Annotated in this window: 14 protein-coding genes and 1 pseudogene; 7 read left to right on the top strand and 8 right to left on the bottom strand. The window is 62.8% G+C overall.

All coding sequences use genetic code 11. From position 1 onward, the window contains the following. Positions 1-98 (top strand): transposase (locus ACNFCH_RS25130; protein WP_416742713.1); only part of this gene is annotated, 98 nt, incomplete at its 5' end. 12 nt (positions 99-110) lie between these two features. On the opposite strand, the gene ACNFCH_RS25125 is transcribed toward ACNFCH_RS25130, so the two are convergent. After that, positions 111-926 carry a protein phosphatase 2C domain-containing protein gene (locus ACNFCH_RS25125; protein ID WP_337160309.1) on the bottom strand — a complete coding sequence of 272 codons (816 nt, stop codon included), beginning with the start codon at positions 924-926 and terminating at the stop codon, positions 111-113. Between the two features lie 254 nt (positions 927-1,180). Here ACNFCH_RS25125 and ACNFCH_RS25120 point away from each other — a divergent pair, with 254 nt between their 5' ends. Further along, on the top strand, positions 1,181-1,660 hold the full coding sequence (locus ACNFCH_RS25120) for a VOC family protein (RefSeq protein ID WP_337160310.1): 480 nt from the start codon (positions 1,181-1,183) through the stop codon (positions 1,658-1,660). 43 nt (positions 1,661-1,703) lie between these two features. Then, positions 1,704-3,293 carry a malate dehydrogenase (quinone) gene (mqo, locus tag ACNFCH_RS25115; RefSeq protein ID WP_416744366.1) on the top strand — a complete coding sequence of 530 codons (1,590 nt, stop codon included), beginning with the start codon at positions 1,704-1,706 and terminating at the stop codon, positions 3,291-3,293. Positions 3,294-3,363: 70 nt separating this feature from the next. Here mqo and ACNFCH_RS25110 read toward each other — a convergent pair whose 3' ends face one another. Continuing rightward, positions 3,364-4,278 (bottom strand): LysR family transcriptional regulator, encoded by a 915-nt coding sequence (locus ACNFCH_RS25110; RefSeq protein WP_416744364.1) that lies wholly within the window; start codon positions 4,276-4,278, stop codon positions 3,364-3,366. A gap of 96 nt (positions 4,279-4,374) precedes the next feature. On the opposite strand from ACNFCH_RS25110, the gene ACNFCH_RS25105 reads away from it, so the two are divergent. From ACNFCH_RS25105 to ACNFCH_RS25095, 3 genes are all read left to right on the top strand, one after another. Next, positions 4,375-4,680 (top strand): putative quinol monooxygenase, encoded by a 306-nt coding sequence (locus ACNFCH_RS25105; RefSeq protein WP_337160313.1) that lies wholly within the window; start codon positions 4,375-4,377, stop codon positions 4,678-4,680. Positions 4,681-4,694: 14 nt separating this feature from the next. Continuing rightward, positions 4,695-5,540, top strand: a complete 846-nt coding sequence (locus tag ACNFCH_RS25100) for a type 1 glutamine amidotransferase domain-containing protein (protein WP_337160314.1) — start codon at positions 4,695-4,697, stop codon at positions 5,538-5,540. A 154-nt stretch (positions 5,541-5,694) separates the two neighbouring features. Next, positions 5,695-6,741, top strand: coding sequence for a class I SAM-dependent methyltransferase (locus ACNFCH_RS25095; protein ID WP_337160315.1), 1,047 nt, complete (start codon positions 5,695-5,697; stop codon positions 6,739-6,741). 120 nt (positions 6,742-6,861) lie between these two features. Here the strand turns inward: ACNFCH_RS25095 and ACNFCH_RS25090 are convergent, their stop codons facing one another. Both ACNFCH_RS25090 and nspC read right to left on the bottom strand, forming a co-directional pair. Continuing rightward, positions 6,862-8,106 carry a saccharopine dehydrogenase family protein gene (locus tag ACNFCH_RS25090; RefSeq protein ID WP_337160316.1) on the bottom strand — a complete coding sequence of 415 codons (1,245 nt, stop codon included), beginning with the start codon at positions 8,104-8,106 and terminating at the stop codon, positions 6,862-6,864. A gap of 33 nt (positions 8,107-8,139) precedes the next feature. Further along, the gene (gene nspC, locus ACNFCH_RS25085) at positions 8,140-9,237 is read right to left on the bottom strand and encodes a carboxynorspermidine decarboxylase (RefSeq protein ID WP_196162069.1); all 1,098 of its coding nucleotides are present in this window, start codon (positions 9,235-9,237) and stop codon (positions 8,140-8,142) included. Positions 9,238-9,795: 558 nt separating this feature from the next. On the opposite strand from nspC, the gene ACNFCH_RS25080 reads away from it, so the two are divergent. Next, positions 9,796-17,025, top strand: a complete 7,230-nt coding sequence (locus tag ACNFCH_RS25080) for a neuraminidase-like domain-containing protein (protein WP_416744361.1) — start codon at positions 9,796-9,798, stop codon at positions 17,023-17,025. Positions 17,026-17,057: 32 nt separating this feature from the next. Here ACNFCH_RS25080 and ACNFCH_RS25075 read toward each other — a convergent pair whose 3' ends face one another. The 4 genes and pseudogenes from ACNFCH_RS25075 to ACNFCH_RS25060 all read right to left on the bottom strand — a co-directional run. Further along, complete coding sequence (locus ACNFCH_RS25075) at positions 17,058-17,984, bottom strand: pyridoxal-phosphate dependent enzyme (protein ID WP_337160318.1); 927 nt, start codon at positions 17,982-17,984, stop codon at positions 17,058-17,060. Positions 17,985-18,180: 196 nt separating this feature from the next. Then, complete coding sequence (locus ACNFCH_RS25070; protein WP_337160319.1) at positions 18,181-19,884, bottom strand: amidase; 1,704 nt, start codon at positions 19,882-19,884, stop codon at positions 18,181-18,183. Positions 19,885-20,107: 223 nt separating this feature from the next. Beyond that, a pseudogene (locus ACNFCH_RS25065) lies at positions 20,108-20,212 on the bottom strand (glutathione-dependent disulfide-bond oxidoreductase); the annotation flags it as partial. Positions 20,213-20,518: 306 nt separating this feature from the next. Then, on the bottom strand, positions 20,519-21,818 hold a 1,300-nt coding region (locus ACNFCH_RS25060), incomplete at its 5' end, for a hypothetical protein (protein ID WP_337160320.1).

Genomic DNA, 21,818 nt, shown 5'->3' with positions numbered 1-21,818 from the left:
ACAATCGGATCAAGGTCATCAAACGGATGGCTTACGGCTACCGGGACAGCGAATTCTTCTTCATGAAGATCAAGAATGACTTTCCCGGCAATCCGTGAAGAACCTTTTTTTCAGCCTACCCTCAGCCAGATCGCCGAGGCATCGTCGCTCATCTTGAACCGTGGGTACCGCAGGCAGGCAGCGTCGTCCTGCTCGATCTGCCGCAGTTGCAGGGCGAGCGCCGCCAGGCCTCGCTCGCACAACTGGGTCATGAAGGTATCGGCAGTGCAGGCCTGGTAGGTATCGAACAGGGCCGCGAAACCATCGCTCATCAGCACCAGGTCATCGCCGCGGCTTACCGGTGTGCGGGTGTAGACCGTACCGGCCCGGGCCATCTGGGCGTCGACGCTGAGCACGGCCTTGGGGCGCTCACGGGCAATGCGCCGGTCTGCCTGCACGGCGGGCGTGCGCACGCCGTGAGCGCCGGTGCCTGGGCCCAGGGCGACGGCTTCGGCGCGCTCGGCTTCGCGGTCCGGCTCGGGTGTGAGGAAGGCAATGCCCTGCGCGCTGCGATGGAGTACGACGCAGTCGGCCAGGTGGGCGCAGACCACCTCTTCACCTTCCAGGGCCACCGCTGCGAACGCTGCGCGGGGCAGCTCCCAGCTGGCGATCGGTTCACGTTGGCGGTCGCGCTCGTAGGCAGCGGCCAGGGCGTCGAACACCTGTTCGCAGATCGCTTGCAAAGGCCCATTTGCGGTGACGAAGGCGGCCTGGGCCGCGGCTGCCAGCCAGGCTGCTCCCCCCTGGGCACCCAGCAGGCCCGGCGCGCCCAGATCGGTCGCGCCATCGATGACCCAGGCGTGGCGGCTGGCACAGCCTATACGGTCGTCGTTGGGGACATCGGCCTTGCCGGCCAGGTTCAAACTCTCAATCAGATCGAAATGCATGGTCTGTGGTACGTCTCGTTCGGAAGATGCTTCGACAAGCGCGGCTACCGTGGGTTGCGTTGCGCCTGCCGCTGTACGCCGGGGATGATCATGCAGCGGTATCGGGCAGGTCCAGGGTATGACAACTGCTGTTTCAATTCTCCCCGCCATGCTCCGTGAGTCCCGCCTGCACCTGGATGACCGAAGCGCTGGCCAACGCCATCACCGGTCAGGGTCTAGACTCTAGGCTTTGCGACGTGATCGTGGAGGCCACAATGCCCAGCAAAAACACTATCTGCCTCTGGTTCGACGACGACGCCCTGGAGGCGGCGACCTTTTACGCCAAGACCTTTCCCGACAGTGCAGTGGGGGCGGTGCACCACGCACCGGGTGACTACCCGTCGGGCAAGGCCGGTGATGTCATCACCGTGGAGTTCACCGTCGCCGGTGTGCCCTGCGTAGGCCTGAACGGCGGCAAGGCGTTCACCCACAGCGAGGCGTTTTCGTTCCAGATCTGCACGGAGGATCAGGCCGAGACCGATCGGTTGTGGCAGGCCATCGTCGACAACGGCGGGCAGGAAAGCGTCTGCGGCTGGTGCAAGGACAAGTGGGGCATTTCGTGGCAGATCTCACCGCAAGTGCTGCTCGAGGCCATGGACAACCCCGACCGGGCGGCCGCCAAGCGGGCGTTCGAGGCGATGATGCAGATGGGCAAGATCGACGTCGCCAGGATCGAGGCCGCGCTCAAGGGCTGAACAGGGAGTACAGAACGAGGCATCACGTCTCGCAGGAGGGAACATGAACACCACGAAGACGTTGGGATGGGCCTTGGTGGGCCTCACGTGCGGCATGCTCAATGCCCAGGCCGCCGAGACCAAGCGGGTCGATGTGTTGCTGGTCGGCGGTGGCATCATGAGTTTGACCCTGGCTGTCTGGCTGAATGAGCTGGAACCGGGCTGGTCGATGGAAATGGTCGAGCGCCTGGACAAGGTCGCCGAAGAAAGCTCCAACGGCTGGAACAACGCAGGCACCGGGCACTCGGCCCTGGCCGAGCTGAACTACACGCCGGAGAAGAACGGCAAGATCGACATCACCAAGGCCATCGAGATCAACGAGTCGTTCCAGATCACGCGACAGTTCCTCGCTTGGCAGGTCAAACAAGGCGTGCTCAAGAACCCTCACTCGTTCATCAACACCACCCCGCACATGAGCTTCGTGTGGGGCGACGACAACATTCGTTTTCTGAAGAAACGCTATGACGCGCTGCAGGCCAGCCCGCTGTTCAAACCCATGCAGTACTCGGAGGACCCGGAGCAGATCAAGCAGTGGGTGCCGCTGATGATGGAGGGGCGCGACCCCGCGCAGAAGCTCGCGGTGACCTGGACGCCCATTGGCACCGATGTGAACTTTGGTGAGATCACCCGGCAGTATGTGGGTTATCTGCAAGGCCGGCCGAACTTCGACCTGAAGCTTTCGAGCGAAGTGCAGGACATCACCCGCAATGATGACGGCTCTTGGCACGTCGAATACAAAAACCTCAAGGACGGCACCACGGCCGCGACCGACGCCAAGTTCCTGTTCATCGGCGCAGGCGGCGCGGCATTGCCGCTGCTGCAGAAGTCGGGCATCCCTGAAGCCAAGGATTATGCGGGCTTCCCGGTGGGCGGCTCGTTCCTGGTGACCGACAATCCCGCCATCGCCCAGCGACACATGGCCAAAGCCTATGGCATCGCGGCAACCGGCGCGCCGCCCATGTCAGTCCCGCACCTGGACACCCGCGTGCTCGATGGCAAGCGCATGATCCTGTTCGGCCCGTTCGCCACCTTCTCCACGCGTTTTCTCAAAGAGGGCTCGTTGCTGGACCTGTTCGCCAGCATGTCCTTGCACAACACCTGGCCCATGGTGCGCGTCGGGGTACGTGAGTTCGACCTGGTGCAGTACCTGATCGGGCAACTGATGCAGTCCGACGATGACCGCTTCGAAGCGTTGCAGACCTACTTCCCCCATGCCAAGAAAGAGGACTGGCGCCTGTGGCAGGCCGGGCAACGGGTGCAGATCATCAAGAAGGATCCGGAGCTGGGTGGGGTCCTCAAGCTCGGCACCGAAGTGGTGATGGCCAAGGACGGTAGCATCGCCGGTTTGCTGGGCGCCTCGCCGGGAGCCTCGACCGCGCCGCCGATCATGCTCGACCTGCTGCACAAGGTGTTCAAGGACAAGGCGGCCTCTTCGCCATGGCAGGAGAAGTTCCGGCAGATCATTCCGTCATACGGGATCCATCTGAATGATCATCCGGACCAGCTTGCTCAGGAGTGGGCCTACACCAATGAGCTGTTGGAACTGGTACCGCCGTCGAGCAACAGTGGCGAAACCGAGATCGCGGCACCTTGAAATGTGTTCGAGCGGCCGCCAGGCACGGCGAAACGGGGCGCTATGCGCCCCATCGCGCGACGGGATGCCTCTATAGCACGTGATTCGCCACTTCCCAGACTTGCTGACGAAACCACCGGCGCAACGGGTCGGCGTGGGTGCGCTCATGCCAGATCTGCATCAACTCGACGTTGGGCAGCGCCAGAGGCAAGGGGTATACGCCAAGCGCCGGGTCCCGTGCCGCCGCGTCCTCGGCAAGCGAGCGCAGGCAGGTGAGCAGCAGGTCTGTACCGCTGACCAGGCGGGCCGGGGCGAGGAAGCTGGACAATCCCGCGACCACGCGTCGGCTGTGACCTTGCGCGCGCAGCGCTCGGTCCACCAGGCCGTCGAGGTCGCCCGTGAGCGTGGTGAGCACGTGCTCGCAGGCCAGAAACGCCTCCAGGTCCAGGCCGCCAGCCAGGTGCGGATTGCTTCGCGCCGCCAGCACCACGAAGTCCTCGCTGAGCAGCCGCTGCTGGTGGAAGGTGTCCGGCAGGTCAGTGAAAAAACCGGCGATGGCCAGGTCGCAGGTGCCTCTCTCCAGCGCTTCGCGCGGCAGCTGGCCACGGGTGTTGTGGGTGACCAGCACAAGGTTCGGTGCCTGGCTACGCAGGATCGGCAGCAACCGCGGCAGTAGCGTCTGCTCCAGGTAGTCGGTGCTGTACAGGTGCAGGCGGGCAGGGCGGGTGAACACGTCCGCGCCGTCGCAGCGTTCGTAGAACAGCTCCAGTTGCTCCACCAGATGCTGCACCTGAGGCGCGAGCTCATGGGCGCGAGGCGTTGGCGTGAGGCCGCGAGGCGCACGGACGAACAGCGGATCGCCGAACTGGTGGCGCAGCTTGTTCAGCTTGTGGCTCAACGCCGGCTGGCTGAGCGCCATGCGCTCGGCGGCCAGGGACGCGTTGCGTTCCTGATAGAGCATCTGGAAGACCAGCAGCAGGTTCAGGTCCTTGTTGGTGATATTCATATTTTCGATCGCTGAAATAAGCTCTTTAGAATTATCGAATCATAGCGCAGTGAGTAGCATGGCCTCACTGACCGCTATCGACCTTGGAGTCTTGTGATGTCTATCAGTATCTTCGCCACTATTTTCCCCCGTCCCGAACACCGCGATGCAGTGGAGCAGGCCTTGCGGGTCATGGTGGAGCGCTCTCGTGCCGAGCCCGGCAACCTGCGCTATGACCTCTTCCTGCGTGACGGTGACGAGCTGGCGTTCGACCTGTTCGAACTGTATGTCGATGCGCCAGCCATCGAGGCGCACCGCAACAGCGCCCACTATCAGGCCTATCGCGCCACCATCGCCGACTGGTTGGCCGCGCCGACCCAGGTCCGCGTTGCCCATCCACTCGACATTGCCCCCATCGCCTGAACCGGAGCCTGACCATGAGCAAGATTTCCACCCTGTCACTGATGGTGGCCGGCGCATTGCTGGCCGGCCAGGCGAACGCCGCCTCCAAAGGCGAGGTGCTGGTGCTGCTGTCGAGCGAGCATCAATTGCCGCTCAAGAGCGGCAAGCCGTACCCAACGGGTTATTATCTCAACGAGTTCGGCGTACCGGCCGATCAACTGCTCAAGGCCGGCTACACGCTGGTGCTGGTGACGCCCAAGGGCAATGCGCCCCGCGTCGACGAGCGGTCGGTCGATCCCCAGTACTTCGGTGGCGACGTGGCAGAGATGCAGCGCATTCAAAAGGTCGTACAGGGCCTGCCGGGCATTGATGACACCTTGTCGGTAAAAGAAGTGTTGGCCGGCGACCTGGACCGTTACGCGGGCCTGTTCATCCCCGGTGGTCATGCCCCGCTGATCGATCTGGCCAACAACCCTGACGTCGGGGCATTGCTGCGCCACTTCCATCAGGCGGGCAAACCGACCGCCGCGATCTGCCATGGCCCGATCACCTTGCTGTCGGCCCAGAAAGACCCTGTCGGCTACCGTGCCGCCCTGGCCCGTGGCGAGACGCCGGCGGCCAGTGACTGGGTATACGAGGGCTATCGCATGACCATCTTCTCGGACCCCGAGGAACAGGTGTTCGAAGGCTCGCTGAAGGATCAACGCCTGCAGTTCTACCCGGCCAAGGCCATGGCCGCCGCAGGTGGCAGCATGAGCTATGCCACCGCCTGGGCGCCCCATGTGGTCATCGACCGTGAGCTGATCACCGGCCAGAACCCGTTCTCCGACAAGGCGCTGGCCAAGGCGTTGGTGGAGAAACTGGACAGCGCCGAGCGGTAGGGCTGCGCCGTCGGTAGCGGCAATGCCACCGGTCATGCTCGTCTAGACTTAAAGCCCGGGCCTGTTTCGCGCAGGCCCGGCAATCATCCATCCGACCACCGCCTCCCGGCCCGGACGTCGCCGACGGTGGCCTTCTTGCAGAGGAGGGCAGGTCATGGACGAGGCAAGGCTTCATGAGTTCATGGGCAAGCTGGTGGGCGACATGGGCGCGGCGGCGACCTTGGCCAATGTGATCCTGGGTGATGAGCTGGGCTTGTACCGCGCCATGGCCGACAGCCAACCGGTGACCCCTGAGGTACTGGCGCAACGCACCGGCTGCCACCCGCGGCTACTGCGCGAATGGCTCAGCGCCCAGGTAGCGGCGGGCTACATGACCCACCAGAACGGCGCGTTCAGCCTCCCCGAGGAGCAGGCCATGGCCCTGGCCATCGAGGAGTCGCCTGCCTACATGGCTGGCGGCGCGGCGGTGGTGGCGGCGTTGTTCCACGACAAGGACAAGCTGGTCGCAGCCATGCGTGGCGATGGTGGCCTGCCGTGGGGGGATCACCATCCGTGCATGTTCAGCGGCACTGAGCGTTTCTTCAGGCCCGGCTACCGTACTTTCCTGGTGGCCGATTGGCTGCCGGCGCTGGAGGGGGTGACGGCCAAGCTGCAGGCCGGTGCCAAGGTGGCCGACGTGGGGTGTGGCCATGGCGCCTCGACCATCGTCATGGCCCAGGCTTTTCCCGCTTCGCGCTTCATCGGCTACGACTACCACGGGCCATCGATCACCACCGCCAATGCGCGTGCCGAAGAGGCTGGCGTGGCCGGGCAGGTCAGCTTTGCCCAGGCCTCGGCCAAGGACTATCCAGGGCACGACCATGATCTGGTGTGCTTCTTCGATTGCCTGCACGACATGGGCGACCCGGTGGGGGCGGCCAAACACGCCTATCGCGCACTCAAGGACGACGGCACCGTGATGCTGGTCGAGCCTTATGCCGAAGACTCGCTTGAGGGCAACCTGAACCCGGTGGGACGGCTGTTCTATGCGGCGTCGACGTTCATCTGCACACCCAACTCGCTGTCTCAGGAAGTCGGGCTGGGGCTGGGCGCGCAGGCCGGTGAGGCGCGGCTGCGTGCAGTGTTCGAAGAGGCAGGGTTCACGCGGTTCCGGCGGGCGACACAGACGCCGTTCAACCTGATTCTGGAGGCGCGCAAGTAAGGTGTAGTTCGTGCCGGCCTCGTCGCCGGTACTGTGCTGAGTTCATGCCTGCGCTGATCGGGAACGGGTTCACCTGTGAAAGCAGAAGGGGCGCCATCTGGCGCCCCTTCTGTGTGTTGCTTAGGCTTCAGCGTCCCAAGGACGATCGCCTTTTTCGTCTTTCACGCGGGTCGGCAGGCCCATCACGTCCAGCGCCTTGAGGAACGGCTCGGCCGGCAGTTCCTCGACGTTGACCATGCGCTTGGCATCCCACTCACCACGGGCGACCAGCAGGGCCGCGGCCACTGGCGGCACGCCAGCGGTGTAGGAAATGCCCTGGCTGTCGGTCTCGGCGAAGGCCTCTTCGTGGTCGGCCACGTTGTAGATGAACACTTCGCGTGGCTGGCCGTCCTTGGTGCCCTTGACCAGATCACCGATGCAGGTCTTGCCGGTGTAGCCTGGGGCCAGCGAGGACGGGTCAGGCAGCACGGCCTTGACCACTTTGAGGGGGACCACTACCAGGCCTTCGGCGGTCTTGACCGGCTGCTCGGAGAGCAGGCCCAGGTTCTTCAGGACGGTGAACACATTGATGTAGTGCTCGCCGAAGCTCATCCAGAAGCGGATGTTCGGCACGTCGAGGTTCTTCGACAGCGAGTGGACTTCATCATGGCCGGTCAGGTACAGGTTCTGCGAGCCCACGACCGGCAGGTCGTCGGTGCGCTTGACCTCGAACATGGTGTTGCTGGTCCATTGGCTGTTCTGCCAGCTCCAGACTTGACCTGTGAATTCGCGGAAGTTGATTTCCGGGTCGAAGTTGGTGGCGAAGTACTTGCCATGGGAACCGGCATTGACGTCGAGGATGTCGATCGAGTCAATGCGGTCGAAATACTGTTGCTGCGCGAGTTTGGCGTAGCTGTTCACCACACCCGGGTCGAAACCGACGCCGAGAATGGCGGTGATGTTCTTTGCCTGGCACTCTTCGAGGTGTTTCCACTCGTAGTTGCCGTACCAAGGCGGCGTTTCGCAGATCTTGCCCGGCTCTTCGTGGATCGCGGTGTCCAGGTAGGCAGCGCCGGTATCGATGCAGGCACGCAGCACCGACATGTTGAGGAAGGCGGAACCCACGTTGATCACGATCTGGGATTCGGTTTCGCGGATCAGCGCCTTGGTCGCCTCGACATCGAGGGCATTGAGCGAGAAGGCCTGGATGTCGGCGGGTACCTTGAGGCTACCCTTGGCCTTGACGCTGTCGATGATGGCCTGGCATTTGGAGATGTTCCGTGACGCAATCGCAATACGACCGAGCTCGTCGTTATGCTGTGCGCACTTGTGGGCCACCACCTTGGCGACACCTCCTGCACCAATGATAAGAACGTTCTTCTTCAATTTACCTTTTGCTCCTTACTGAAAGGGCCTGCCTCAGGACAGGCTGGAAACGTAGTCTTCGAAACCGAACTCGCGAACCACCTCGACGCTGCCGTCGAGCTGCTTGACCACGATGGCCGGCATTTTCAGACCGTTGAACCAGTTTTTCTTGACCATGGTGTAACCCGCGGCGTCGACGAACGACAGGCGGTCACCGATCGCCAGCGGCTTGTCGAACTGATACTCGCCGAAGATATCGCCGGCCAGGCACGACTTGCCGCAGACCATGTAGGTGTGCTGGCCGTCGTTGGGGGCCATCTTGGCGTTCAGGCGATAGATCAAGAGGTCGAGCATGTGCGCTTCGATGGAGCTGTCGACCACGGCGAGGTGTTTGCCGTTGTACAGGGTGTCGAGGACGGTGACTTCCAGCGAGGCGCTCTGGGTGATGGCCGCTTCGCCCGGCTCCAGGTAGACCTGCACGCCGTATTTCTCGGAGAAGGCCTTCAGGCGCGCGCAGAACGCGTCCAGGGCATAGTCTTCGCCGGTGAAGTGGATACCGCCGCCGAGGCTGACCCATTCGACCTGGTGCAGCAGATGGCCGAAGCGCTCCTCGATGTGCGAGAGCATCTTGTCGAACAGGCCGAAGTCGCCGTTCTCGCAGTTGTTGTGGAACATGAAGCCGGAGATCTGTTCGATCACCTGCTCGATCTTCTCAGGGTCCCACTCGCCCAGGCGGCTGAACGGACGTGCCGGGTCGGCCAGCAGGTAGTCGGAGCTGCTCACCTGCGGGTTGACGCGCAGACCGCGCACCTTGCCCTGGGACTGCTCGGCGAAGCGCTGCAGCTGGCCGATGGAGTTGAAGATGATCTTGTCGCAGTTCTCGAGCATCTCCTCGATCTCGTCGTCGGCCCAGGCCACGCTGTAGGCGTGGGTTTCGCCGGCGAACTTCTGGCGACCGAGCTTGAGCTCGAAGAGCGACGAAGAAGTGGTGCCATCCATGTACTGCTGCATCAGGTCGAACACCGACCAGGTGGCGAAGCACTTGAGTGCCAGCAGGGCCTTGGCCCCGGAGTGCTCGCGCACGTAGGCAATCTTTTCCATGTTGCCCAGCAGCTTTTGTTTGTCGATGAGGTAGTACGGCGTCTTGATCATTTAAAGGCCCCCGGCCAGGCCGGCCAAAAAAAGGACACGCATTGTGCCTTCACTTGCCACTAATCGAAAGGGTGGAAGGCGCATTTCGTCCGAGTTATGCACGCATTCGCTGTCAACCTGCCATCAGGGCTGTTCCGGCAGCGTTTCCCCGGGCGTTTTCGCGTAGTTGAACACAGGATTGTGACGGTCTGTTCGCACCCTCGGGCAGCTGTTGCATACAACGTTCTGGTCGCTCGCCCCCGCCACCGTTTCAGGCATTGGTAAACCCGCAAGACTGTCAGTTCAGCGCCTCAGACCCAGTCGTTAGGATCGAAATCAGGAAAGGCTTACAACGCCGACCGCGTCGCCGCAGGGCCTCGCTGCCAGCCCGGCCGCGGCCCCCTGAAATACGAAAAACCAACGATCTGAAGACTGAGCCGCGGGGCATTCGTTGCCCTTTTATTACCTCGTCAGGCGTAAAGGCCTGCCCTGTGAAACGGGTTGTGAAATCTGATGCAAAACCAGTTTGAAACTCATATGGCTGTACTCAACAAAGCAGGATTCTCATCGCTCGCCTGCATGGGGCATCTTTCGTGCGACGAGTTGCGCGCGTGTCTGCACGATGACGTATCGCCCGAGCAGATAGAAGCCCTCCATGCGGCGGCCTGCGATGCACACGATGAGTCGCTGATTCTCGAGAAGAAAATCCTCACACGCGCTTCGCCGCTGTTGCCGAACGCCTTGAAGGCGGGCCTCGCCCCGTCGGACGTTTCGCAACAGGACTATGAGGCCTGGTTCGGTGGTCGGGCCACACAATATGCGGCACCAGGAGACGTCGCTTCGATGTTTTCGCCGGCCGCCTACCTGGCCGCGTTGTACCGCGAGGCGACGGTGCTTTACCCCGAGGGTAATCCCTGGCACATCGACAGCCGCCGCCCTGACCTGAAACGGCTGGTGCTGAGCCAGGCGAACCTGGATACACCAGTGGGCGCGCTGCGCCTGTCCAACGCCATTCTCACGCAGAGGGTCCGTGCGGTCCTTGCCCAGAAGAACGTTGATGCAGTGAGTGACGATCAGGTACTGCAAGCGCTGGCGAGCCATGTGAACAGCATCGGCACGCCCTACCATCATCACCATCAGACCCTGCGCCAGGTCCAGATCCAGAAAGACCCGGACTTCGAGCAGATCCTGGCCGCCTCCCATGTCATCGAGCGCTGGCCGAGCGCTGCGATGGCAGCGATCTACTACGACATCCCGCCTGCGTTGCAGGCATTGCTGACCGACCCGGTGACCCTGGAAAACGCCAACGAAAGATTCACTTACTATTTTCCGGGACATACACCCCAGACCCTGTTGCAACCCATTCGGCTGCGCAACTGGTTCGCCCTCACGGACGCCGAGCTGCAAGCGTTCATCGGCAAGGTGGACGATCCCGCGTTTGGCGGCGCAGTGGCTGTGGCAGAGCTCGGCGCCGAGGACGAGCCGGTGGATGACGCCACCCGGGCCAGTCACTTCGCGCTCAACCTGAACAAGCGGGTGCGGCTCTATAAGGCCACCGGCATAGAGCCGCAGGTACTCGAAGACATCATCCAGCGGGTCGACCCGCAGCAGATCACCCACCAGACGCTGACAGTGCTGCTGCGCACCAGCCTGTTGATGAAGCGGTACGGCATTTCCCATGAGCAAGCCCTGGTCCTGGACAAGGGGCCGGTATCCCAGACCGCGGCGACTGGTCGGATGAGCCACTTCAACCGCTTGTTCAATGATCCGCCGCTGGTCGAGGGTGGACTGGCGGTAGGAAACACTGCATTCCAGTTGCATCCCCAGCATTCGGCCGAGCAGGCCCAGATCAAGGACACCCTCAAGCGTGCCTGTGGCACCGATGACGAAGGCTTGTACGAACTGGGCCAGATACTGGCGGCGTCGCAAGGTCAGGCGCTGAAGCTCACGACAGAGGCCCGATACCTCTTCGGGCTTTACACCTTGAGCCTGTGGGCGCGACTGCATGGCCTCGCTCCGGCCGAGCTGCGACAGCTGCTGGATATGATGGGTTTGCCGAGTGCCCTGCACACTGAAGACGCTACGGTGTGGCAGGCCTTGCTCGAGCGGCTGCATGCGACGGTCCGCTGGTTGCGGGCCCGAGGCTGGTCGGTGGCGGACCTTAAGCTGATGACCCGCGATGTGACGCACATTCCGGCCAGCACCGAAATCACCAATCTGCTGAATGACATGAAGGCCGTGATCGTCAATGCGTCGCTTCCCGAGGCACCGACAGCACAGGACTATGGCCGTGCAATCACCCCCCTGCTGGCGTCGGCCTTCAGTCTCAGTGGCGAAACTGCCGCACAGGCCTTGCTGACGTGGTCGACGCGCGCGCAACCCGGTGGGCTGACCTGGGAGCAGGCGTGGCGCATCCTCGAACAGGATGCCCCCGACGACGCCGGGATGCGGGCAGTTGTGGCGTTCGCCTACGGCCTGGTGCAAATGGCGTTGGTCGTGCACGGCACCGGACTGAGCGCCGATGCCCTGGCGCTGTTGGTCGAGCGCCCGCAAACGCTGACGAACGCGGCCGTACAGGGTGAGGAGGGCGCCACCACCCTGGCATGCAACCTGGAAACGGTAATGGCGCTGGCCGATTTCAGCGACTGGCTCAAAGCACTGCCGGACCCGGCAGGTGCGGGTGGAGCAGTGCTGGGGGCACTGGGCGATCCCCAGGGCATCAGCCCCGCGCTCTTGGCGCGGGTAGCCGGATTGCCGGAAGCGGCAGTGCTGCAAGCGGCGACCCTGGCCATGGGCGACGGCGATGTTGCGCAGGCTCCACACCTGACCAATTGGCAGGCGATCGTGGTGGTGCGCCAGTGGGTCACCCTAGCTGCGGCGTTCGGGGTAATGCCCAATACCCTCGAATCGATGCTCAAGCTAAATGCAACCCAAGACACCCCGGCCACCTGGGCGCAGTGGGGCGCTGTGGCGGACGCCTTTCAGGCGGGCCTGACATCCTCGCAGGCCAAAGAGGCGCAGGCGGCGGTCGAGGCGCCCTTGAGCCGAGCGCTGGCAGGCGTGCTCACCGTAGGCCAGAACCCGAATCTGGAAGTGCTCAACCAGCACCTGCTGCTCGACAGCCTCAACAGCGCGCACGTGACGACCACGCGCATCGCCGAAGCCACGGCAGCCTTGCAGATGTTCATTCATCGCACGCTGTCCCGCCCCGAAGACAAGAACGCTTTGCGCCAGGGTGTGCTGGACCGGGAGTTCTTCCGCCAGTGGACCCGTTGGAATGCGCGCTACGCGACCTGGTCCGCGGGCCAGATGCTGATGTACTACCCGGAAAACTACATTGACCCGACCACGCGTCAGGGCCAGACCAAGGCGATGGACGAGATGCTCCAAGTGCTGGGGCAGGCGCAGATCAACACCGACACGGTAGGTGATGCGTTCCAGGGCTACCTCAGCGCCTTCGAGGAAGTGGCCAATCTGGAGGTGGTCAGTGGCTATCACGACAGCCGCGATGCTGACCGAGGCAAGTCCTGGCTCATCGGCGTGAGCCGGGGCGAACCTCGCGAATACTGGTGGCGCTCGGTGGACGAAGCCAAGCGTGGCCCTGACGGTCAACTGCCGGCCAATGCCTGGACGGGGTGGACCAAGATCGACCTGGCCGCGCAGGTGCAGGGGCGGATGATCAGGCCTGTGGTTTACCGGGAGCGCTTGTACCTGATGTGGGTGGAGCGTCAGGAGCACGTCATCGCCCGCGATGCGCAGGGAAAGCCTACACAGTACGAGTGGCGTTGGTCGTACAAGCTGTCCTGGCTGCGCTATGACGGGAGCTGGAGCGCGCCGCTGGACTACCCGCTGCCCGCCGACGACATCCAGAGACTGGAGGGCAAGGGGCAAGCCAAGGCCCCCCTTTCGCTGTTCCTGTCGGCCCGGCCGGGGCGTAACACGTTGCTGGTGGGTATCTATGATCACGACACGGTCAGGGGGCGGCAGATCACCGACTTTGCGGGCCTGGAAATCTTCGAAGACTTACACAGCAGGCCGGCCTCGATCGCTTCAATGCTGAGCCATGTCAGCCACTGGTTGGACACACCTGGCAGTACCGGCATGTGCGCGGTGTTCGACGGCGAGGCAATGCCGGTGGCGCGCGAGCAAATGCCGCCTGACGGTGATTCTCCGGTGCCGGCCTCTTTCGCGAAATTCGACGCCGCGCTCAAGCAGGCCAAGGTCGTCGATGTGTCCGAAGAAGACGGCTCGTACAGTTTGTCGCTCGACACGCTGCTGACGGTGGAGGCCAAACGACCGGAGGTGGAAAACATCTGGGTGAAGGAACTCATCGGAGCCTACCGCCAGCTACGGTATGAGACCGAGCAGATACCCGCCTTGGCCCGCAGTGACAAAGGTGTGTTCATGGTGCGCGAAGAGGATGGCCAGCGCTTTGGGTATCTGTGTATCAGCGCTGCGCGGTTCGAAGATTTCTTCCCGCGGGAACACCGCTATATCCGCGAAGTGTTCGATACTTATTCCTCCTGGGCGCGGGGCACTTTCGATCATGTGAACACGCCGCTGGGGCGTGCCTACTTGGGGCGCTTCCCGGTCGGGAACGGGGACTTACTCTCCCGTTACATCGGCTTTCGCCAAAACAATGAGCTTGTAGTGCCCAAATGGCCACTCAAGGTCACGGACCTGCTAGAGCACCCAGCGGGCTTCGGTGAGGATCAGGTAACGCCTAGGCTGTATGTCGAAAGCATCGGTCGGGTATCTGCCTCTGAAATCAAACGCACCACGTTCGGTGTCGATGGGCAGGCTCATTGGGACGATACGGCCAGCACCGATGTCGACTTGAGCAGAGGCCCGCAACAGGTGGCGTTCACCAGCGTGATACCGATCGGCCGTTTGAACGAATGGCATAACAAGCAAGAAGGGCTTCACCGTGTCACGTTCCAGTTCGGTGCCGGTCATGTACGCCACTACAGCATCCAGGTCTACCGGGAGGCCGACACGCTCAAGACCGCCGTGATCCAGACGCACGACAGCGGTGCGCAGTTCCTGGCACGCAAGGGGTGGGTGACACGCCTGAACACGCTGTTCGCACGCCAGCTTACCGAGCGTGCCATCTCGGGTATCGACACGATTCTGAGCTACGACACCCAGCAGATCCCCGAGCCTGGTATTGGTGTGGGCGTTCGCCTGACCCTGCCCGTCTACGACAAGGACTACCACGGTACGGACAAGTCGGTGCAGGTCTGGCTGTGCACCGACCAGGCTCAACGCACATTGCTGTGGTCGGGTGAACTCAGCGAAACGCAAACGGTGGTCGCGCAACTCTCGTTCGCACCTGACGCGGTACGTGGCAATGAGATGGCCTACCACCTGGAGACCCGCTACCAAGGCCGTCACCATACCGCCGAGCAAGGCCTCAGCGTGGTGATCCAGCATGCAACGCACGAGGTCATCCGCAGTTCCGATGTCGGGGAGCCCAAGCTCGACAAGCGCAATATCGATAGCGTGCTCGTGCTGGGCCACAACGCGACGTCGCTGATGGACTTTCAGGGCGCCAATGCCCTGTATTTCTGGGAGCTGTTCTATTACTCGCCGATGATGGTGATGCAGCGCTTCCTGCAGGAAGAGCGCTTCGACCTCGCCGAGCAATGGCTCAAGTATGTCTTCAACCCGGCGGGCTATACCGTGCGGGGGCAGTACACATCACGGATGTGGAATGTGCGCCCCCTGGAGGAAGACACCTCGTGGAACGATCAGCCGCTCAAGTCCCTGGACCCGGACGCGATCGCCCAGAACGACCCGATGCACTACCGGCTCAACGTGTTCATGCGCCTGCTGGACATCACGCTTGGGCAGGGGGACAGCGCGTATCGCAAGCTCGAGCGCGACAGCCTCGCCGAGGCGAAGGTCTGGTACCAGCGCGCCCAGGACCTGCTGGGCGACTCGCCTTGGACTCTGCCGGACAGCGCCTGGGGTGATCCGCTGCTGGGCCAGGCGGCCTCGGCAGAGGCGTTGGATGCGCGAATGGATGCGCTGTCGCTGCTGGCCCAGGGTGTGAAGGGCGAGCACAAGGCGCGCTCGGCGACTGGCACACGGTTCCTCCCGGAAGCCAACCGCGTGATGCTCGGTTACTGGGAAACGCTGCGCATCCGGCTGCATAACCTGCGCCATGACCTGAGCCTCGATGGCCAGCCCTTGAGTCTGCCGTTCTATACATCCCCTGCCGCCCCGAAAGCGTTGCTGGCGGCGGCCGTTGCGGCGCAGGGCGGTGGCGCGCGTTCGTTGCCGGAAATAAAAAACCTGCCCGCGCTGCGCTTCACTCCGTTGCTTGAAGGCGCGCGTGCGATGGCCGCCCAGCTCATCCAGTTCGGCGGGACCTTGCAGAATATCCTGAAGCGTCAGGATGCCGAGGCCTTGGCCGAACTGGTCAACACCCAAGGCGTCGAGCTCGCAGCCAGCAGCGTGGCGCTGCAGAAACAGTCACTCAAGGAACTGGCGAGCGAACGGGTGACGCTGGAAAAAACACTCGAGGGCGTGATTATCCGGCGCGACTACTACCGCGGCCTTGCAGATGAAAACATCAATGCCCGTGAGCTGCATGCCTTGAACCTGTCCACGGCATCCCAGTCCATCGCGGCAGGGGCGAAGGTGGCCTTCATGGCCGGGGCGGTTCTGGATGCGCTGCCCAACATCTTCGGCCTGGCCAACGGCGGGCATAAACCTGGGCGACTGTGCGAGGCGGTCGGTATCGGCTACACCCTCTACGCGGATGCTCTGCAGATCGCTTCCGACCGGGTCAGCAAGGAAGAAGAGTATCGCCGCCGCTACGTAGAGTGGCGGGGCCAGGAGAAAGCCGCAGAGCGGGAAATGGGGATCATCCAGTCGCAGCTCGACACCCTGTCGGCGCGTGAAGCCTCGATGAACATGCAGATCGCCCACCTGCAAACCCAGTCCGCCCACGCCCAGGCGCAAATGGCCCTGTTGCGTGGCAAGTTCACGGGCAAGGCAATGTACAGCTGGTTGCGCGCTCGCCTGGCGACCATCTTCTACACCTACTACGACCTGACCGTCTCGCGCTGCCTGATGGCGCAAAAAGCATTGCAATGGGAAAAGGGGGACAGCACCACCTATCTGCGCACGGGGACCTGGAACGGTGCCTGGGCCGGCCTGTTGTGCGGCGAAGGGCTGATGTTGGCCCTGGGGCAGATGGAAGACGCCTGGGTGAAATGGCAGAAGCGCGAGATGGAGGTTACCCGCAGCGTCTCGCTGGCACAGCTGTTCGCGGGCAAGCTGGAAGGCGACGCCGCGCTGGGGGATGTCATCGAGGCGCTGGTCGAGGGGGCGATCAAAGAGGCCAAGGTCGCGCAGCTACCGCTGAGCGGGCTCACAGTAGTGGGCAGCGACCTGGTGATTCAGGTTGGGCTGAAGGAGCTCGGCCTGGCGATCGACTTCAAGGACAAAACCCGACGGGTGCGCAGCATCGCGGTCAGCCTGCCGGCCTTGTTGGGGCCTTACCAGAACGTGCGTGCACGCCTGCGTACGAACGCCAGGCACTTGCCCGCCGGTTGCGAGGAATGCGCCATCTCCCATGGGATGCAGGACAACGGCCTGTTCGGGGGCAGCGGCAGCGATCCACACCCACGTTGGGGGGCAGAGTGGTTGCCGTTCGAAGGGCTGGACATCGCGCTGCCCAGCGACCCGCAGGACGCCACCACCCTGACGCTGACCTTCGCCGACGCCAAGGGCGAACAGAAGGCGCTGTTGCAACGCTTGAGTAATGTCATCCTGCACGTGCAATACAGTGTTCGCTGACAGGTCAGCAGGGCGCGTCCGCGCCCTCTGATTCACGCCTCGTCGGGCAAGGCGGCCCGCCACGCCTGGATCTGCTCCAGCGTGGCGGTCGCGCCGCCACACACGACCACCAACACGTTGCGATAGGCCGCCAGTGCACCCGGCTGGTAGGCCAAGGCCAGCGCCGCGCCGCAAGCCGGTTCGACCAGTACGCGGTGGTCCAGCAGAAAACGTTCACATGCCTCGAGCGCCGCCCGGTCACTGACCAGGCGGCTTTCGAGCGGATGCTTTTGTGCACAGGCCAAGGCCTGTTCGGCGACCCGCTTGGCGCCCAGGGACGTGGCCACTGAAGTGATGCGCGGTAGCTCCACCGTATGCCCGGCCTGCAGGGCCGCATGCAGCGAGGCCGCGCCTTCGGTTTCCACCGCCAGCACCGGCACGTCGTCCCAGCCGTTGCGTTCGAGCCCGTGCACCACACCACTGAGCAGGCCACCGCCACCCACCGACAGCACCACCGCGTCGGGCTTGACGCCGGCAGCGGCCACCTCGTCGATCATGCTCGCATGGCCGGCCCACAGCAGCGGGTCGTCGAACGGATGGATGAAGGCGTCGTCCGGCCCGACCAGCGTCTGCGCCAGTTCGTTGGCTTCCTGCCAAGAACTGCCGTGCACCACGACCTTGGCGTCCTCCAGGCGCAGCAGGGCCTTGGCGCGTTCGGTGGTGGTCTCAGGCACCACCACGGTCACCGGCACTCCGAGCATGCGACCGGCATAGGCCACCGCCAGCCCGGCGTTGCCGCCGGAGGACGAGACGAAATGGCGGGCGCCACGAGCGTGATGGGTTTGGCAGGCATGACCGACCCCACGCAGCTTGAACGAGCCGCACGGTTGCAGGGCTTCGAGCTTGAGCCAGACCGAACGGCCGGCGAGCAGGGAGAGGGGGCGGGATTCGATGAGTGGCGTCTGGATGTGCAGGGACATGATGGCTCTCCAAAGGGATGCCTCATTGTTCCGGCTCACGCAATCATGGGGCAAGCGGGTTTTTTGCAGGTACAGCAGGGATGTGTCTGTTCGCGGGTAAACCCACTCCCACGGGGTGGGCGATGATCCTTGTGGGTTTACCCGCGAAGCAACCGACGCGGTGCTTGCAGGTAAACCCGACCCTTGGGGCTGCGGATCAGCCCAGCGCTGGTGTGCGCGGCGGGATCATGCGGCGCGAGCCGGTGGCCTCGAATGCGGCGCCGAAGCTCAGCAGCGCATTGTCACTGTAGGCGCGACCTGCGAAGGTCAGGCCGACCGGCATGCCGATGTCGGCCATCACACCCATGGGCACGGTCACGGTGGGCACACCCAGGTGACGGATGGCCAGGTTGCCGTTGGCGACCCAGATGCCGTTGCTCCAGGCGATGTCCGCCGATTGCGGATTGACGTCGGCATCGGCCGGGCCTACATCGGCCACGGTCGGGAACAGCACCGCGTCCAGGCCCAGGGTGTCCATCCAGTCTTCCAGGTCCATCTTGCGGGTCTTTTCCAGGCCGCGCAGACCGTCTGGCAGGGTCTCGATCTGGTCCCAGGTCTTCAGGCCGCGCTTGGCCATGTTGACGTACGCGTCCATGCCGGCCGCCAGGTCGTCCTCACGGTTGGGCAGGGTGCCGGGGTCGTGGGGGAAGATCTGTGGGCCGTCGACGTCCGCCAGGCGGTTGAGCTTCGGGTCGTCGTTGGCGCGCAGGAAGTCATCGAACGCCCAACCAGACAGCTCCCACAACTCGTCGTGCAGGAACTCCTTGGAAACGATGCCGCGGTTGTACACGGTCGGTGCGCCCGGGCGGTCGCCTTCGCAATTGGAGACCAGCGGGAAGTCCACTTCGACCACCTCGGCACCGGCCGCTTCCAGGGCTTGGCGCGCCTGCTTCCACAGGTCGATGACGCTGGCGCGGGTGTTGATGCGTTGGCCGGTCGGGCCGCCGATGCCAGGCTTTTCCGAAGTGCCGGCGTCGGGGTCGGCATTGATGTACATCTTGGGTACGCCGAAACGCTTGCCTTTGAGGGCGCTGGCGTCGACAGCCAGGTCCAGGTAGGAGGCAGGGCGAACCGAGGATGCGGCCGGGATCGGTACCCATGGCTGCAGGCGCCACAGGTCGCCACGCTTGTCGGCGTCATCGGCGACGACGACATCGAGGATTTCCAGCAGGTCGGCCATGGTGCGGGCGTAGGGCACCACGACATCCATGGTCGGCGTCAGCGGCCAGTTGCCACGTACGGAGATGACGCCGCGCGAGGGGGTGTAGGCGCACAGGCCATTGTTCGAGGCAGGGCCGCGTCCGCTGGACCAGGTCTCTTCGGCCAGGCCAAAGGCCGAGTAGCTGGCGGCGGTGGCGGTACCGGCTCCGTTGGAGGAGCCGGAGGCGAACGGGGCGGTCAGGTAGGCGGCGTTGTACGGGCTTTCGGCGCGGCCATAGACGCCACGTTGCATGCCCCCGTTGGCCATGGGCGGCATGTTGGTCTTGCCCAGGCAGATGGCGCCGGCGGCGCGCAGACGTTCGATGGTGAAGGCGTCGCGCTGGGCTACCAGGTCCTTGAAGGCCGGGCTGCCGGAAGCGGCGGTCAAGCCTTTGACCAGGTAACTGTCCTTGGCGGTGTAAGGGATGCCATCGAGCGGGCTCAAGGTTTGGCCCTTGGCTCGGCGAGCGTCGGAGGCCTCGGCCTCTTTGAGTGCTTCAGGATTGCGTACCACCACGGCGTTCAGGGCAGTGGCGGTGTCGGCTCCGTCATAGGCGTCGATGCGGGCCAGGTAGGCCTTGACCAGCTCAACCGCCGTCGTACGGCCGGACTCGAGCGCGTCGCGCAGCTCGGCAATGGAAACCTCGGTTACCTCGATCATGCTGTCACCAGTTATGCAGGTGGAAACTCGTGGCGCGAGTGTAGCAAGAAGCCCTTGCCCGGCGCAGGCATGCAGCGTGGCAATGGTCATTTGCACGGCGGCAGTCTTGTCCGCTGCAAGTGTGCGCCAGTGCATGTGCCGACGATAAGGGTGGGGCCTGTGGCAGGCCCTGTCTTGAAGGGTGTTTTTGTGGATTGTGGGGCTGCAGAGCAGCCCCTGGCATTCACGCGAGGTCTGCCGCCGAATGCCGCTCCGGCACTTGGCTTTGCTCATCTCCCCAGGTCCGGTTAACCCGGGTGCCACGCTGCACGGCCTGTCGCTGGGCGATGGCGCCCAGGTGCAGACGCTGCAAGCGCTCGGAGCGTATCCGCTGATGCTGCGCGAAAGCGGCTCGAGGGTACGGCAGTTGGCAGTTGGTGGAACGCGCGTTCGCCCGCGAGGGCGTGGCGCTGGAGATTGCCGGGGTGGAGGGGCAAGGAAGGGGCATTGCGCCCGAGCCGCTGACGCGGCATTTCTCGATATTGATGCCCTATGAACCGCCGGGCCGTCGAGGGCGGCGCGGCGGTTCATGGGGTTGTGTCAGGGGGATGTCACCTAAAAGTGAGGGAGGGGGTAAAGCATAGAGGCGAAAGGACTATTTTAGAGACTCAACGCACAGCGCTGCGAGCTTCTTGGCACTGTTGTAAGGCATCAGAACGCCTATTGCACCTGTGGTATCTATGCTGTGTAGCGCCATATATCTTCCAGCGCCTGCTGGCTCATTTATCCATGCGACGTCGAGAAAAGCTGGATTAAGTGACTTCCATTCGGAAAGCAATGTGCCCAGGCCGCGACTAGAGTCACCTGTTGTTACATCGATCTTGGAGGCGAGCGTGAGCCCGCGCGCGTTGCACTCGCGCATGGCTTCGTTCCATGTGAAATTGCCTTTTATGGGCGTAAACCACTTGTTTAATGTGAATGTGTAGCTGTGGGATACGTGGCTGTCTTTACGTTTGGCTGTAATCGTGACCGTGCGTGAACCGCCAACCGGCTTTTCGGCGAAATAAAATGCGTTTCTCCCCGGGATATAGGTTATCCAATCAGCCGTTGAGGTCCACTCATAGTCTTTAACTTTCGCGCCATTGGACAAGGTGGGGGATATGGTGGCGCCTATGAAAGCATTGGTCGGAAACTTACTGTGGGTAGGAAATAGATGGCTATGCCTATGGAAGCCGCGGATTTCGGTAGTCAGAAGCTCGACGGGGTTTGCCCGACTCATCATAGGGACTCCATCGGCATATGGGACAATATAATAGGAGCCTGGTGTTCCACCCCGGAGTTCAACAATAAGTTCGTGGGCGTTAACCGATGGAATTTGTTTTAGCTGGAAATCTTTAGCTGGACTTCCATCTTTATTGACCACGGCATACGACACGCGACCACGCCAGTCGTGTACAGGTAAACGAAGTTCGTTGCGCATTAATATCGCATTGTAGGTGTGCTCATAACCATCCGCCAATATCTGGGGAGGATGGCTAAGACTAAGGGAATAGGCTTCTACAGGCGGTAGCGCCATAACAGTCACAATAGCCTTCAGGCTGTCCATCGTGTCGCTCTCGACACGAGGGGTGATGGTCAGGTCGCCCGATATCTTGGTTTTCAGAGTGCTGCGGTAGTTGCCTTCAATGGTTTCCTGAATTGGACTCAGCTCGAAATCGCCAGGTAGCAACGGTTTGTTTTCCGCCCCAGTAATGATGAACGTCAAGACATCGGCCAACCCACTCACCGGCGTGTCATTGATGTCCTTGGCTGTGAAGTTCAGGGTGGAGAATTCCTTTAAATTGGCCTTGATCGTGTCTGGCTTTACTTCAAACTTCGAGTGACTTGCGACCGGAGGCAGCGGCAGCAACTCGACCTCGGCTTTCAGCGTGCCGAAGGGGGCGCCGTTGTAGTGC

Source organism: Pseudomonas sp. NY15354 (assembly GCF_048068075.1).
Lineage (GTDB): Bacteria > Pseudomonadota > Gammaproteobacteria > Pseudomonadales > Pseudomonadaceae > Aquipseudomonas > Aquipseudomonas guariconensis_C.
This window is presented reverse-complemented; position numbering and strand designations above follow the sequence as displayed.

Excerpts from the sequence above, each read along its gene's own strand:
- mqo (WP_416744366.1), top strand. The coding sequence starts at position 1,704 with ATGAACACCACGAAGACGTTGGGATGGGCCTTGGTGGGCCTCACGTGC.
- ACNFCH_RS25070 (WP_337160319.1), bottom strand. The coding sequence starts at position 19,884 with ATGATCGAGGTAACCGAGGTTTCCATTGCCGAGCTGCGCGACGCGCTC.
- ACNFCH_RS25125 (WP_337160309.1), bottom strand. The coding sequence starts at position 926 with ATGCATTTCGATCTGATTGAGAGTTTGAACCTGGCCGGCAAGGCCGAT.
- ACNFCH_RS25120 (WP_337160310.1), top strand. The coding sequence starts at position 1,181 with ATGCCCAGCAAAAACACTATCTGCCTCTGGTTCGACGACGACGCCCTG.
- ACNFCH_RS25100 (WP_337160314.1), top strand. The coding sequence starts at position 4,695 with ATGAGCAAGATTTCCACCCTGTCACTGATGGTGGCCGGCGCATTGCTG.
- ACNFCH_RS25110 (WP_416744364.1), bottom strand. The coding sequence starts at position 4,278 with ATGAATATCACCAACAAGGACCTGAACCTGCTGCTGGTCTTCCAGATG.
- nspC (WP_196162069.1), bottom strand. The coding sequence starts at position 9,237 with ATGATCAAGACGCCGTACTACCTCATCGACAAACAAAAGCTGCTGGGC.
- ACNFCH_RS25095 (WP_337160315.1), top strand. The coding sequence starts at position 5,695 with ATGGACGAGGCAAGGCTTCATGAGTTCATGGGCAAGCTGGTGGGCGAC.
- ACNFCH_RS25105 (WP_337160313.1), top strand. The coding sequence starts at position 4,375 with ATGTCTATCAGTATCTTCGCCACTATTTTCCCCCGTCCCGAACACCGC.
- ACNFCH_RS25080 (WP_416744361.1), top strand. The coding sequence starts at position 9,796 with ATGGGGCATCTTTCGTGCGACGAGTTGCGCGCGTGTCTGCACGATGAC.
- ACNFCH_RS25075 (WP_337160318.1), bottom strand. The coding sequence starts at position 17,984 with ATGTCCCTGCACATCCAGACGCCACTCATCGAATCCCGCCCCCTCTCC.